This window comes from Salinisphaera sp. G21_0 (assembly GCF_017744115.1).
GTDB lineage: Bacteria > Pseudomonadota > Gammaproteobacteria > Pseudomonadales > Endozoicomonadaceae > Endozoicomonas.
Window position 1 is genome coordinate 96,806 of sequence record NZ_JAGHQW010000005.1, and the last position, 13,715, is coordinate 110,520.

The following is a 13,715-nucleotide window of genomic DNA, read 5'->3' on the forward strand; positions in this document are numbered from 1 at the left end:
CGGCAAATAATTGGCAGTAATTTTTCTGTGCCTGTTGTAAAGGCTGCAAGTGAGTTTATTTTTGAGCTTGGAAACAGTCCTTAATTGATACCATGCGTGCTTTCTAAGTTTCGGATGCTATACCAACCGGAGTAACGGCACTAATTCACCATCATCGTTGTCTTCTGCAAGATCGGGTAGTGGGTTCACGGAGCGCTCGGGGGATCTGGTCACGGGATTGTCGTCCCCTATGCCCCCGGCCAATATGGGGCTATAGCCAGCCGGAGCCGCAGACGATGCCAGGTTGCGATAGTAACGGTAGATGCACAAAACCCCCACCAGCACAAAAAGCACACCGCCCAGGGCAATACCGGCTATAGCAGCTTGACTCAGGTCCAAAGCCCTTGAGCTGCTATTGCTGGAAGTGGTTGGGGTTGTTGTCGGGACGACAGGGAAGAACCCACACTGACGAACAGGATTGTTTGCCAGTGCCTCACCAGGCCAACAATCTGGCGTCAGCAGACCATAGTCAATACCTGCACATAAATTATCCAGCCAGGGCTGACAACCAGGAACGGTATTGTTTTGCCAGCGTCCATTAATACGAACATTACAGATATCAGGGTCAGAACCACCCTTGATAGAAGCCACTGCATATTCACTGTCGATTTCGCAATTTATCGCAGTGGTGCTGGCAATGATGGCTTTAGAATCTAATATTCCCGCTCCGATGCCAGCAGATGCGTCCTTTCCGGAGGATGCCACGGTACAGTTCAGCGCGGTGGTGTCAGCAATCTTTGTAGAATCAAATCCAGTTAAAAGCGTGCCCGCCCCGATGCCGGCACCCCCGCCAGTGCCGGAGGTTGTCACATTGCAGTTTACCGCTGTGGTGTTGGCAACAGTTGCCAAACTAAAAACGCCCCCACCCACGCCGATGCCTGCACTTCCATCCAAGCCGGAAGCTGTCACGTTACAGTTCACCGCTGTGGTGTCGGCAACCATGCCAAAAAGAGCAGCTCTGCCCGCGCCAATACCTGCGTAGCCATAATCTCCGGAGTTTTCGACTTTGCAGTTCACCGCCGTGGTGTCAGCAAGCGTGCCATTACCAAAAGCCGTACCCACGCCGATGCCTGCACTTCCATCCCTGAGGGAAGCTGTCACGTGACAGTTCACCGCGGTGGTATCGACAACATTACCATTACCACTAATTAGCCCGGCACCAATACCTGCGTTCCCGGTCTCTTTACCGCCAGCGGAGGTTGCCACTGAACAGTTGACTGCGGTGGTGTTGAACACCGTTCCCCGGACATCCCCCCCGGTAATTCCCGCACTGTCACCCAGGGCTACTACACGGGCATTGTCAACGCTGACATTACTGACCATGGCCTCGTCTGCAATGATACAGGCCACTACCGCGACCGGGCCTTTGTCTCTTATATTGGCACCGTTAAAGCTCAGGCCATCGATCCGGCCTTCATCGCCCAGCGTTTGCACCAGACAATGGCTTAGATTACAAATGGTGCCGTTTTCGCCACGGAGGGTGCCGGTAAATGGATGAGTATCATTACCAATGGGCTGGCCCAACTGGCTACCATCAATATCCCCGGTCTGTCGGTAAGTACCATTGAGTGGATAGTCAGGGTCATGGCCGATCTTGCCCAGGGTTGCAGCGTCCGGCACCGCTATCCACCGGTCACTGTGATCGTTGGCTGTGGCTGTCGCATTGGCAGCAGTGAGGCCGGACGGAGCACATGGTACCATGGTCAGGTTCGGCAGCTGACGAGTCCGGGGCGTTGTGCTGGCCGGTTTACGGTGCTGCGGCGGTACGTCTTGCTGTCTGTTTTTTATTGTACTGTGGTCGTTTACCGGGTTTTCCTCCCGGGTATTGTCCTGTAACAACGGTACGGCGTCAGATTCTGTGCACACACCCAGTCGCCCCCACCGTCCCTGTGGCCCGACAGACTGGGTTGTTGCAGGTCGTGAGGCGCTGGCAGTAACGCTGCCGGGCATGGTTGGTGGCTGTATCAAAATCACTCCCTCATGATGGCGTTAATTATTGCGCTGGTTTCCTACCGCTCAAATTCCCAAGACCGCCACAGACAGTCATGAGACTTTGTAATTTGATTGTTCGGTCATCCAGCATAATGAAAATGCCACACGGGTAGTGAAGGCCTATTCGTGCCTGACTCGGGGATTCTCACGGCAAAGAGCAAACAACCCGCAGGGTAGAATAGCCCCGGATGCGTTACTTTGCCGTGAAAATTCCCGAGAAGCGTATAAAACGGGCCAGCCTGAAATGCGTGAGCCCTTCAGTACTTCGAAAAGCTCAGGAAAAAAGCTCCTGACGGTGTCTGAACTGATCCAGGGCATCCGGGTTGGCCAGGGCATCGGTATTTTTTACCGGCCGATTATGGATAACTTCACGCACCGCCAGCTCAACGATTTTACCGCTGATGGTTCTTGGAATGTCGGTTACCTGAAGAACCTTGGCGGGAACGTGACGAGGCGTAGTGTTGCTGCGAATGGTCTGGATGATTTTTCGGATCAATTGATCATTGAGTGTCACGCCATCACGAAGCTGCACAAACAACACAATGCGTGTGTCGTCTTCCCATTCCTGTCCTACCGCAATGCTTTCTAGCACTTCCTCTACCTTTTCAACCTGGCGATAAATCTCGGCAGTACCAATGCGGACACCTCCCGGATTCAATACGGCATCGGCCCGGCCATGGATAATAACGCCACCGTGCCGGGTCAGCTCGCCGTAATCGCCATGAGCCCAAACCCCTGCAAACTCGTTGAAGTAGGCGTTGTGGTATTTGCTGCCATCACGATCATTCCAGAAGCCAATGGGCATGGACGGGAAGCTGGACTGACAGACCAGCTCTCCCTTTTCTTCAGTCACAGGAGTCCCTGCCGTATCCACAAAGTGAACATCCATACCCAGCCCCCGACACTGCAGTTCACCACGATAGACCGGCAGTATCGGGCAGCCCAGGGCAAAGCAGGAGATGATGTCCGTGCCACCGGATATGGAAGAAAGCCGGACATCCGCTTTTACCGCCTGAAAGACATAGTCATAGCTTTCGTGCAGCAAGGGAGAGCCTGTCGACAGAATGGCTTTGAGATGTTGAAGGTTATGACTGCTGGCAGGTTTGACGCCGGCTTTTTGCAGGGCGGCAATGTACTTGGCACTGGTACCAAAAATGGCAACGTTCTCCGCCTCTGCCATATCCATCAGAGTTGCAGGTTCGGGATAAAAGGGGGAGCCATCGTACAAAACGACAGTGGCCCCAAGGGCTAGCGAGGAAACCAGCCAGTTCCACATCATCCAGCCACAGGTGGTAAAGTAGAAAATCGTATCCCGGGCTTTCAGATCGGTATGAAGGCCCAGCTCTTTCAAATGCTGTAGCAGCGTTCCTCCATGACCATGAACAATGCACTTGGGGGCACCAGTGGTACCTGAAGAGTACATAATGAACAGTGGATGATTAAACTCGACAGGTACGATACTCACCGATTCATTGGATGGCTGGCAGAAATCAGCCCAGAGCACCGCATTGTTGAGTTGCCCGATATCCGGCTCCGGATTGGCAAAAGGCACAACGACGGTGGTTTCCAGCGATGGGATGTATTGCTGAATCTGTGCTGTTTTTGCCATACAGTCGATGGTTTTACCGCCATAAAAGTAACCGTCAACCGTGAGCAGGAGCCGGGGCTCAATCTGTCCGAAACGGTCCAGCACGCCCTGAATACCAAAATCTGGCGAACAGGATGACCAGATTGCCCCGAGCGCTGTGGTGGCCAGCATCAGAATAATGGTTTCCGGGCAGTTGGGCATAAAGGCCGCAATACGATCCCCTTTTTTGACACCGGCTTCAATCAACCCCTGTTGGGCTGCGGCTACTGACTGATAGAGCTCCCGGTAGCTCAGGTTTCGGCGACGGCCATTCTCACCTTTGAATACCAGGGCTGTTTTATTATCTCTTCGTTGCAGAAGGTGTTCTGCATAGTTCAGTGTTGAGTCAGGAAACCATTGAGCGCCTGGCATACTGTCGTTTATTAAGGGAGCGGTGGGTTGGGTATGAAATTGTACGCGGTAGAATTCCGCCAGCTGTTGCCAGAAGGCCGGGCGGTCTTCAATGCTCCATCGGTATAGATCAGAATAATCCTCCAGTGGCAAACCTGTGACTTCTTTTACGCGGTTGATAAACGCCTGAAGATTGGATGATGTTATTGTGTTTTGATCCGGTATCCACAGTGCTGTCATTGGCTTTCTCTTTTGGATTCTTTTCTGGGTTCTTTTCTGGATTCGCGAGTGGTAATTCACCCGGAAGGCTGAATCGACCGGCTCAATGCCAACCCGGCATTTGATCTTGAGGGTATGCCCAGCTGGTCACAAATGAATGTAGCCGCTTTGAGCAGTTCCTCCATATTTATCCCGGTTTTTATGCCCATGCCGTGCAGCATATAGACCACATCTTCCGTCGCCAGATTGCCCGATGCCCCGGGGGCATAAGGACAACCTCCCAGGCCGGCAACCGAACTGTCAATCACCGAAAGCCCTTCTTCGAGCAGTGCTAAAACATTGGCCAGTGCCTGTCCATAGGTATTGTGAAAGTGTGCCGCCAGGGCTGAGACGGGAATATGTCGGGAAGTGTGCTCCAGAACTTTTTTGGCGTTGAGGGGCGTGCCAACGCCAGTGGTGTCACCCAGGGATATTTCATAGCAGCCCATCTGCCAGAGTTGTTCGGCCACTCCGGCAACGGCAGAAGGGCGGATATCGCCATCATAGGGGCATCCCATCACACAGGAAACATAGCCTCTGACGTTTAAACCGTATTTTTTTGCCGCTGCCATAACCGGTTCAAAACGCTGCAGGCTTTGGGCAATGGAACAGTTGATATTTTTTTGGCTGAACCCTTCTGAGGCTGAAGCAAATACCGCCACTTCATCAGCGCCAGCGACCAGGGCTGCCTCAAAACCTTTGAGGTTTGGGGTCAGGGCACCATAGGTGATTCCCGGTTGTCGATGAAGAAGATCAAAAACTTTGTGGGAGTCTGCCATTTGCGGAACGGCTTTTGGTGACACAAAGCTGCCAGCTTCAATACGCTTCAGTCCTGTTCTGGCAAGACGGTTGATCAGCTCAGAGCGAATCCCGGCAGAGAGTATCTCCGGCTGATTCTGCAGCCCGTCTCTGGCACCCATCTCAACCAGCGTTACCCTGTCAGGCAGTTGCTGTGAATTGGCTGTATCACTGGCCATCCCTTTGCTCCATGTTTTTAGTGTTGCTTATTCGATGAACGTCAGTAATGGCGAACCTGCCCCAACCTGGTCTCCGGCCTGATAAAGTATCCGCTCAATGGTTCCGGACTCTTTGGCGGTGATGCAGTGCTCCATCTTCATTGCTTCCATCATCAGCAGCGGGGTTCCCTGCACCACAGACTGGCCCTCATTGACCATCACGCAGGTGATGGAGCCACTCATCGGAGCAAGAGGTACATTATCCTGATGGTCTTCCTGTTCCATGGGGTGGCCGGGGAGTGCAACTTCATAGCTGATTTCCGGAAGAATGACTTTCAATAATTCCCCGGGCTGGGGAATTATACGGCAAATGATTGGCTGTAATTTCTCTGCGTCTGTCGTGTCAAAACGGAGGCTCACTGATGCGCCGCAGGTTTTGTGGTTAACATTGGCGGTTATAGTCAGTGATTTATCTTCGATACGGAGTCGATAACGGTTGGAATGTTTATCGATCCTGACCAGCCAGCGCTGTTCATCCAGATAAAGCTGAACCAGGGATTCTGTGCTGAAAGTGGAGCCACATAAGGTTGGCAGTAACTTATCCGGTCTGGCGAGGTTGCCACATTCAAACTGATAAATAGCCGCAACCGCTAACAGCTGCTCTCTTTGCTCCGGGGATAAAGCGGGAAAAGGGTGATGATCAATAAAGTCAGTACTGAGTTTGGCATCAATAAATTCCGGCGTTGCCAGCAGGTGGGCGAGAAAGTCCCGATTATCGCAGATCCCTGCCTGATAATACTGGGCCAGCGCCGTCTGAAGCTGTGCTATTGCAGCTTGTCGGCTGGGGCCTCTGGCAATGATTTTTGCCATCATGGGGTCATACCAGGCGGTGATGCTGTCACCGGCCTGAATGCCGGTATCAATACGCAGGTTGCCATGGGTCTCTGGCCATTCCAGGGTCAAAATGCGTCCGGAGGTGGGTAGAAAATCCAGACTTGGGTTTTCTGCATACAACCGGGCTTCAATGGCATGGCCATGGCAGTGTAATGACGCCTGATCCAATGGCAGAGGCTTGCCGGATGCCACGGTTAACTGCCACTCAACCAGATCCAGATCGGTGACCATTTCCGTTACCGGATGCTCCACCTGGAGGCGGGTATTCATCTCCATAAAGTAGAATTGATCACCATCAAGCAGAAACTCCACGGTACCCGCCCCTTGATAGCCGATGGCTTTTCCGGCGGCGACGGCGGCATTGCCCATGGCTTCGCGCAGTTCGGGAGTCAGGCCGGGGGCAGGCGCTTCTTCAATCACTTTTTGATGTCGGCGCTGCAAAGAGCAGTCCCGGTCAAACAGAAAAACACCATTTCCCTGTTGGTCAAAGAAGATCTGAACTTCAACATGCCGCGCTTTTGTGACAAAACGTTCAAGGAGCAATTGGTCATTGCCAAAGGCTTTTTCTGCTTCACGCCTTGCTGATTCCAGCTGCTGCTCCAGGTGCTCTGAATGTTCAACAACACGCATCCCTTTACCACCACCGCCAAAAGCAGCCTTGATCAGCAGGGGGTAACCAATGAGTTCGGCTTCAGCCATCAGCTGCTGGTTACTCTGGTGCTCGCCGTGGTAACCGGGAACCAGAGGGACTCCGGCCTCTGCCATGATTTTCTTGGCTTCACTTTTCGAGCCCATGGCATCGATAGCCGAAGCTGGAGGGCCTACGAAGATAATGCCTTTTTGCTGGCAGGCCAGGGCAAAGTCGGCATTTTCCGACAGGAAACCATAACCGGGGTGAATGGCATCCGCCTTTTCCTGCTCTGCTATAGATAATATTTTCTCAATATCCAGGTAACTCTCAAGAGCAGGGCTGGGGCCAGCATAGACTGCTTTAGTGGCCATGGTCGTATGGAGTGCCCGATGGTCGGCATCGGAATAGAGGGCAATGGTTTCCATACCCATGGCATGGGCTGTTTTTATAATTCGGCAGGCGATTTCCCCACGGTTGGCAATCAGCAGGCGTTTAATCATGGTGTTGCTCCTCTGCTGATGGCTTTTTATTGGCTGATGGCTTTTTATTGGCTGAAGGCTCTCCCCAGCCCGGAGCCCGCTTTTCCAGAAAAGCACTCAATCCCTCCTGACCTTCCGGTGAAATACGAAGACTGGCAATTCGTTCACAGGTCAGATTAATGAGGTCTTCATCAATCAGCTGATGACTGATGTCATCAATTAATCTTTTCGCTTCAGCCATGGCAACGGGGGCGTTTTGAATGATTTGGTCACAAAGTGCTTTGACTGTCGACGATAAATCCTGCTCTTTACACCGTTCATGAATCAGGTTCAGGCGCAGAGCCTGTTTGGCTGAGATGGTTTCTGCACTGATAAAATAGCGTCGTGCCTGGCGTGCTCCCATGGCTCGAACAACGTAAGGACTGATGACCGCAGGAATAAGCCCAAGTTTGACTTCGCTCAGGCAGAACTTTGCGGATTTACTGGCGATGGCGATATCGCAGGCGGTGATCAGCCCCAGGGCACCACCAAATGCTGCACCCTGGACCGCCGCTATAGTAGGGGCAGGGAACTGGTCCAGCCGTTGAATCAGGCTGGCCAGTTGCCGGGCATCCTGATGATTTTCTTCTTTGCTCAGTGCTTTCGACTGTTTCATCCAGTTGAGGTCAGCACCGGTACAGAAATGTTTACCATTGGCTTTGAGTATCAGAAGGCGGGTGGGCGTCTGCTCAATCTGATCAAGAGCCTGGTGCATTTCGGCAATCAGCTCTTTATTCAGGGCGTTGCCGGTTTCAGGCCGGTTGAGACAGAGCGTAACGATCTGACGGTCACTTATATCGAGGGTCAGGTTCTTATAGTTCATTGTGATGCGCACCTTACATCCTGAATATGCCAAAGCGGGTCTCTTCAATAGGGGCATTCATTGCCGCAGAAAGGCCCAGCCCAAGGACGGTACGGGTATCCGCCGGATCAATCACCCCGTCATCCCAGAGTCGTGCACTGGCGTAGTATGGATTGCCCTGGTGATTGTAGTTCTCAAGAATGGGCTGACGAATGGCCCGGGCTTCCTCTTCACTTAATGCCTGCCCCTGTTTCTCCATGGCATCACGTTTGACCTGGACCAGGACATTGGCGGCCTGTTCTGCGCCCATCACCGAAATACGGGCATTGGGCCAGCTCCAGAGAAATCGGGGGTCGTAGGCTCTGCCACACATGCCATAATTTCCCGCACCAAAACTGCCACCGATAATCACCGTAAACTTTGGGACTCTGGCACAGGCAACAGCGTTGACCATTTTCGCGCCATGGCGGGCAATACCCCCGGACTCCGCCTGAGATCCCACCATATAACCGGTGGTATTCTGGAGAAACACCAGTGGCATTTTGCGCTGACAGCACAGTTCGATAAAGTGCGCACCTTTCTGGGCGGATTCGGAAAAGAGTATGCCGTTGTTGGCAACAATCCCCACCGGATGCCCATGGATTCGGGCAAAGCCACACACCAGCGTTTCCCCGAACAGCGCCTTGAACTCATCAAAATCGGAGCCATCAACAATACGGGCGATGACTTCCCTGACGTCATAGGGTTGTCTCAGGTCCGAAGGGACAACCCCGTAGAGCTCTTTGATGTCATACAGTGGTTCGATACTCGGCTGGAGGTCGTAATAACTTTTTTTTACCAGGTTCAGGCGGGATACCGATTGTCGGATCAGGCGGATGGCATGGGCATCATCATTGGCGTAATGGTCGGCCACGCCGGATTGACGACAATGAACGTCTGCACCACCCAGCGCTTCAGCGCTAATCTCTTCGCCGGTGGCAGCTTTCACCAGGGGAGGGCCAGCAAGGAAAATGGTGCCCTGACCGCGGACAATAATGCTTTCATCTGCCATGGCAGGAACATAAGCGCCGCCGGCGGTGCAGGAGCCCATCACCGCGGCAATCTGTGGAATCCCCCTGGCCGACATATTGGCCTGATTAAAGAAAATCCGGCCAAAGTGTTCCCGGTCAGGGAACACTTCATCCTGTCTGGGCAGGTTGGCACCACCGGAATCCACCAGATAGATACAGGGCAGGTGATTCTGCTCGGCGATGGCCTGGGCTCTTAAATGCTTTTTAACGGTGAGTGGAAAGTAGCTGCCGCCTTTGACGGTGGCATCGTTAGCGACAATCATGCACTCACGGCCTGAAACCTGGCCAATACCGGCCACCACGCCGGCACAGGGTACTGCTTCGTTGTAGACCTTGTCGGCCGCAAAAAGTCCTACTTCCATAAAAGGGGAGCCAGGGTCCAGCAACAGGGCGATTCTATCCCTTGGCAGCAGTTTGCCTTTGCTGATGTGTTTTTCCCGGGCTTTTGCAGAACCTCCCTGTTTCAGGTGATCAGACTTCTGCTGCAGTTCATCAACCAGTGCCTGCATTTGACGACGGTTGTCATTAAATTCTGCGCTGTCAATAGCTATTGTTGTGGTAAGTGCCACCATGACAATCCCCCCTCCGTTTTAATGTCCCGTTTCCTGAAACAGCTCCCGGCCGATCAGCATACGACGGATTTCTGATGTGCCGGCACCGATCTCATACAGTTTTGCATCCCTCAAAAGGCGTCCGGTGGGGTAGTCATTGATATAGCCATTGCCACCGAGTATCTGGATGGCCTCCAGTGCCAGTGCGGTGGCTCTTTCGGCACAGTAGAGAATAACGCCAGCCGCATCCTTGCGGGTTGTTTCGCCACGGTCACAGGCGGCAGCGACAGCATAGAGGTATGCTTTGCAGGCATTCATCTGTGTGTACATATCGGCAACCTTGCCCTGAATCAGCTGAAATTCACCGATGGACTGGCCAAACTGTTTACGGTCATGAATGTAAGGCAGAACCACATCCAGGCAGGCCTGCATGATGCCGGTGGGGCCTCCTGACAGAACCACCCGCTCGTAGTCCAGTCCGCTCATCAGCACTTCAACACCGCCATTGAGGTTGCCCAGAATGTTCTGTGCGGGCACTTCACAGTCCTCAAAGACCAGTTCGCAGGTGTTTGAACCCCGCATGCCCAGTTTGTCCAGTTTCTGGGCCCTGGAGAATCCCGGGAAGTCCCTTTCGACAATAAAGGCGGTGATGCCACGGGATCTCTTTTCCGGTTCTGTCTTGGCATAGATCACGTAGGTGGAGGCATCAGGACCATTAGTGATCCACATTTTGTTACCGTTCAGGATAAAGCGGTCACCTTTCTTTTCGGCCTTAAGCTTCATACTGACCACATCGGAACCGGCTTCCGGTTCACTCATGGCCAGCGCTCCAACGGCCTGGCCACTGATCAAGTCAGGCAGATATTGTTCTTTTTGCGCATCGCTACCCATCCGGAAAATCTGGTTGACACAGAGGTTGGAGTGGGCACCATAGCTGAGCCCAACGGCAGCAGAAGCCCTGCTGATCTCTTCCATGGCGATAACATGGGCAAGATACCCCATGGCTGAGCCGCCATACGGTTCAGATACGGTGATACCCAGCAAACCCATATCCCCCATTTTCTGCCAGAGATCCATGGGGAACTGGTTGGTCTGGTCGATCTCCGTGGCCCTTGGCGCAATCTCTTTTGCCGCAAACTGCCTGACCTGCTCCCTGAGCATGTCGTTGGTTTCTCCAAGGTTGAAATTCAGCTCTGAGTATTGGCTCATTGGGGCTTCCTCACTTTTTATTGTTATTGCTGTGGGCGTTTTATCTAACGGTTTACTGTTCGCTTTCCTTCAGGGCTTTAACACAGCGCTTTCTGGCTTTGGTAAGTTCATCCTGCATTATGTGAATATCCTGAAGCTGTTGCTCAAGACGCATACTGGACGTATCAATGGCATCAAGCATTGCCCGGAGTTGCTTTTTATTTCGGGACGTCGGGTCATACAGCGCAATCAAATCTCTGGATTCAGCCAGGCTTAAACCAAGACGCTTGCCCCGGACAATAAGCTTAAGATGAACGCGGTCCTTCTTGCTATATACGCGCTGCAGACCATTACGCTTTGGGCTGAGTAGCCCCTGATCCTCATAAAAGCGTATCGCCCTGGGAGTGAGGTCAAACTCCCTGGCGAGTTCTGAAATAGTGAACGTGCTCTCGGACATGGTTCTGTGCTCATTATTGGCAGCGTGTTAAAGACGCTTCTTTCTAATCACGACTTGAGTATAGCTTCCCCTTACGTAAACGTAAACTTGTCTGCTGGACCCACGGACTTTTCTGGTCTGGTAACTGTTTTTTAGCGTCGATTGCTTACCAGTCAGGGTGAGGAGAGCTTCATCAGGGATATTAATATTCCTTCAGTCAGGGGGGGTGAAGGCGTAGGAAGAGAGGGAAGTGATGGATAATTCTGCTTTTTTTGCATTCGCTGCCAGCTCTCCTTTTTCCCTCGCTACTTTTTCACTAAAGCCTTTTTTTAAGGCTGCTCTATAGGCGTTTGATCTTGCATTACATATGGCTTTTATTGCCTTGCCTTTAGCGGTTTGGACGTATTTGGCTACACATCTGTTATTATTGGCTCTGCCTTTTTGGGATTTGGCGTATTTGGCCCTGCTAGCCTTGCCTTTATCGGTTTTGGCGTGTTTGGCTGCACTTCTGGCATGGGCCTCCCTGCGTTTTTCGGATGTGGCATATTTGGCTTTACTTTTTGCCTGGTTTGGCCTGCGTCTTTCAAAAGTACATACACCTTTGCGCGAAACAAGCAGAGGTTCACCAGAATCGTATGGTTCAGTTACTTTCAACCAGCCAGTTTCTTTGCACGCTTGTTGTTGTGTTGCTGTATTCCATGGATCGACTACAGCCGCTGGACTCCATGATGACTGAGAAAAACTGACTGATGCATTTTTCGAGGGTAATTGCTGAGCTATTTGTTGAGAGCTTCTTGGGGTTAAATCCTTTTTTGTAAAATTATCAGCGGCTTTCCTGGTTACATCACAAGGGACAATGGCAACAAGGTCTGCCTGTACATAGAATCCGGGAAACGGTGGTTTGTTTTCAGTGGATAGTAAATAAGAAATGGAAAAATCATTAAGGGAGCGTCTGGTAGAAGTCGGCATGCCCTGATTGGTTACGTAATTATTTATGTATCTGGCATGGGGTGAATGAACTATCTGTACATAATTGCCAGCCATACCTCGATGTGTGCTGATAGCATAAGGGTTTGCTAAAGGTGTTCCTGACAAATCCCGAAAACACGGATAAACAAAACCGAAATTTGAGCCTGCGTTAGATGTGTTCATTGAATTATAGAAATACTGAATTACCGCTTGAGACTGTCCCTTCTTTAAAAAGTTCCTCCCTGATACAGCCCAATCAATCACAAAAGAAGTGTGGATGGCAGATAAAAAAGTAGAGTTTAGACGACATAGATAGCCTGCCTGGTGATATCAGGCAGGAGAAGGAATTGACACTGCTGGTCCCGGTAAAAAGTGGTTAGAAACTACTTCCGGTCAAGTTTGAAAACATGCTCTGTAATTACTTGCAAACCCTGGGCCTGTTTTCGTGGTGAGGGTTTGGTGTCCCGTGTCTCAATCAGATCGATCTCGAAGTGGTCACCGTAGAGTGCTTTTACCCGATTGGGTGGGATACTGAATGGTGGCGCTGCTGCGGCAGTATCATCATATTCAACCGTGATCAACAGAATTTGCTCAATATCCGTTGCGATGCGCAGAAGTTGTTCTATGTAGGCTTCCTGCTTGCCGGGAGGGAGTGCAACCAGTGCTGCCCGGTCATAAACAAATCTGGCCGGAATACTCTCTTCTGTCAGGGTGAAAAAATCCCCCTGAATCAGGGCTAACCGTTCGCTGGACCAGTACTCATGTTCACCGGCGGTCTGCCTTGTGTAATTGAGGTTTTGCTCGGAAAAAAAAGCATCCACGGCAATCTCGCTCAATTCGGAGCCAATAACAAAGTGTCCCTGCTTATGGAGCTCAACCATATCAAGGCTTTTGCCACACAGCGGAACGAACACCATATCCTTTGGTACTGCGCGTATTTTGGGCCAGTGTTTAACCAGCATAGGGTTGGCCTGATCAAGATGGAAGCCAATGTTATTGTTCTGCCAATGAGACTGCCAGTTAATCTCGTCCATTGCTATTGATATCCCGTTATCATGGTCGGACACTGAATTGGATGCTTTGCAATTACTAACCATACCGGCTGCCAGTAGGAAGATAAATAGCTGAGTGTAGTTCATGATCAGCTTTACTCTCTGAAGTGGTGCATACAAGGTAGCAGAATGCCACTGGTTGTGATTGAAGGGACGCATTGAGCAGGAAGATCCACGATGGGAAATTCCCTGGCAAAGAAACTGACATCCAGGGGCAGGGTTGTGCTGTCCGATACCGGCCGCCCCCCCATTAATACCTGGCCTGTGAATAAGTAGTTAACCAAATGAAATCATATTTTTCTGACTAAGTGGACAGTCACTCTGCGGCGTTGCAACTCCGGTCACATAGCTACGGCTATGCTTCCTACGTTGCGCCTTGCA

At 51.6% G+C, this 13,715-nt stretch carries 10 protein-coding genes; all 10 read right to left on the bottom strand.

The annotated features are described in order from the left end of the window. Positions 1 to 117 precede the first annotated feature (117 nt). Complete coding sequence (locus J7439_RS04040; protein ID WP_209200543.1) at positions 118 to 2,007, bottom strand: M26 family metallopeptidase; 1,890 nt, start codon at positions 2,005 to 2,007, stop codon at positions 118 to 120. Positions 2,008 to 2,305: 298 nt separating this feature from the next. Then, the gene (locus J7439_RS04045) at positions 2,306 to 4,249 is read right to left on the bottom strand and encodes an acetoacetate--CoA ligase (RefSeq protein WP_209200544.1); all 1,944 of its coding nucleotides are present in this window, start codon (positions 4,247 to 4,249) and stop codon (positions 2,306 to 2,308) included. A gap of 56 nt (positions 4,250 to 4,305) precedes the next feature. Then, a complete protein-coding gene (locus J7439_RS04050; protein ID WP_209200545.1) occupies positions 4,306 to 5,244 on the bottom strand; it encodes a hydroxymethylglutaryl-CoA lyase in 939 nt (312 codons plus the stop codon). Positions 5,245 to 5,271: 27 nt separating this feature from the next. After that, entirely contained in the window at positions 5,272 to 7,248 is a 1,977-nt protein-coding gene (locus J7439_RS04055; protein ID WP_209200546.1) for an acetyl/propionyl/methylcrotonyl-CoA carboxylase subunit alpha, read from the bottom strand. Further along, positions 7,241 to 8,089 (bottom strand): enoyl-CoA hydratase-related protein, encoded by an 849-nt coding sequence (locus J7439_RS04060; protein WP_209200547.1) that lies wholly within the window; start codon positions 8,087 to 8,089, stop codon positions 7,241 to 7,243. Before J7439_RS04060 ends, J7439_RS04055 begins: the two co-directional genes overlap by 8 nt. A gap of 13 nt (positions 8,090 to 8,102) precedes the next feature. Further along, the gene (locus tag J7439_RS04065) at positions 8,103 to 9,710 is read right to left on the bottom strand and encodes a carboxyl transferase domain-containing protein (protein ID WP_209200548.1); all 1,608 of its coding nucleotides are present in this window, start codon (positions 9,708 to 9,710) and stop codon (positions 8,103 to 8,105) included. 18 nt (positions 9,711 to 9,728) lie between these two features. Beyond that, the gene (locus J7439_RS04070; protein ID WP_209200549.1) at positions 9,729 to 10,898 is read right to left on the bottom strand and encodes an isovaleryl-CoA dehydrogenase; all 1,170 of its coding nucleotides are present in this window, start codon (positions 10,896 to 10,898) and stop codon (positions 9,729 to 9,731) included. A 52-nt stretch (positions 10,899 to 10,950) separates the two neighbouring features. After that, a complete protein-coding gene (locus tag J7439_RS04075; RefSeq protein ID WP_209200550.1) occupies positions 10,951 to 11,334 on the bottom strand; it encodes a MerR family transcriptional regulator in 384 nt (127 codons plus the stop codon). Positions 11,335 to 11,526: 192 nt separating this feature from the next. Further along, on the bottom strand, positions 11,527 to 12,465 hold the full coding sequence (locus J7439_RS04080) for a hypothetical protein (protein ID WP_209200551.1): 939 nt from the start codon (positions 12,463 to 12,465) through the stop codon (positions 11,527 to 11,529). A 200-nt stretch (positions 12,466 to 12,665) separates the two neighbouring features. Further along, positions 12,666 to 13,316: a thiopurine S-methyltransferase gene (locus J7439_RS04085; protein WP_209200552.1), complete on the bottom strand. Its 651-nt coding sequence runs from the start codon at positions 13,314 to 13,316 to the stop codon at positions 12,666 to 12,668. Between the last annotated feature and the right edge of the window lie 399 nt (positions 13,317 to 13,715).

Bases quoted from the DNA above. Each gene is read 5' to 3' on its own strand.
- J7439_RS04045 (WP_209200544.1), bottom strand. From the start codon at position 4,249: ATGACAGCACTGTGGATACCGGATCAAAACACAATAACATCATCCAAT.
- J7439_RS04050 (WP_209200545.1), bottom strand. From the start codon at position 5,244: ATGGCCAGTGATACAGCCAATTCACAGCAACTGCCTGACAGGGTAACG.
- J7439_RS04055 (WP_209200546.1), bottom strand. From the start codon at position 7,248: ATGATTAAACGCCTGCTGATTGCCAACCGTGGGGAAATCGCCTGCCGA.
- J7439_RS04060 (WP_209200547.1), bottom strand. From the start codon at position 8,089: ATGAACTATAAGAACCTGACCCTCGATATAAGTGACCGTCAGATCGTT.
- J7439_RS04065 (WP_209200548.1), bottom strand. From the start codon at position 9,710: ATGGTGGCACTTACCACAACAATAGCTATTGACAGCGCAGAATTTAAT.
- J7439_RS04070 (WP_209200549.1), bottom strand. From the start codon at position 10,898: ATGAGCCAATACTCAGAGCTGAATTTCAACCTTGGAGAAACCAACGAC.
- J7439_RS04075 (WP_209200550.1), bottom strand. From the start codon at position 11,334: ATGTCCGAGAGCACGTTCACTATTTCAGAACTCGCCAGGGAGTTTGAC.
- J7439_RS04080 (WP_209200551.1), bottom strand. From the start codon at position 12,465: ATGAACACATCTAACGCAGGCTCAAATTTCGGTTTTGTTTATCCGTGT.
- J7439_RS04085 (WP_209200552.1), bottom strand. From the start codon at position 13,316: ATGGACGAGATTAACTGGCAGTCTCATTGGCAGAACAATAACATTGGC.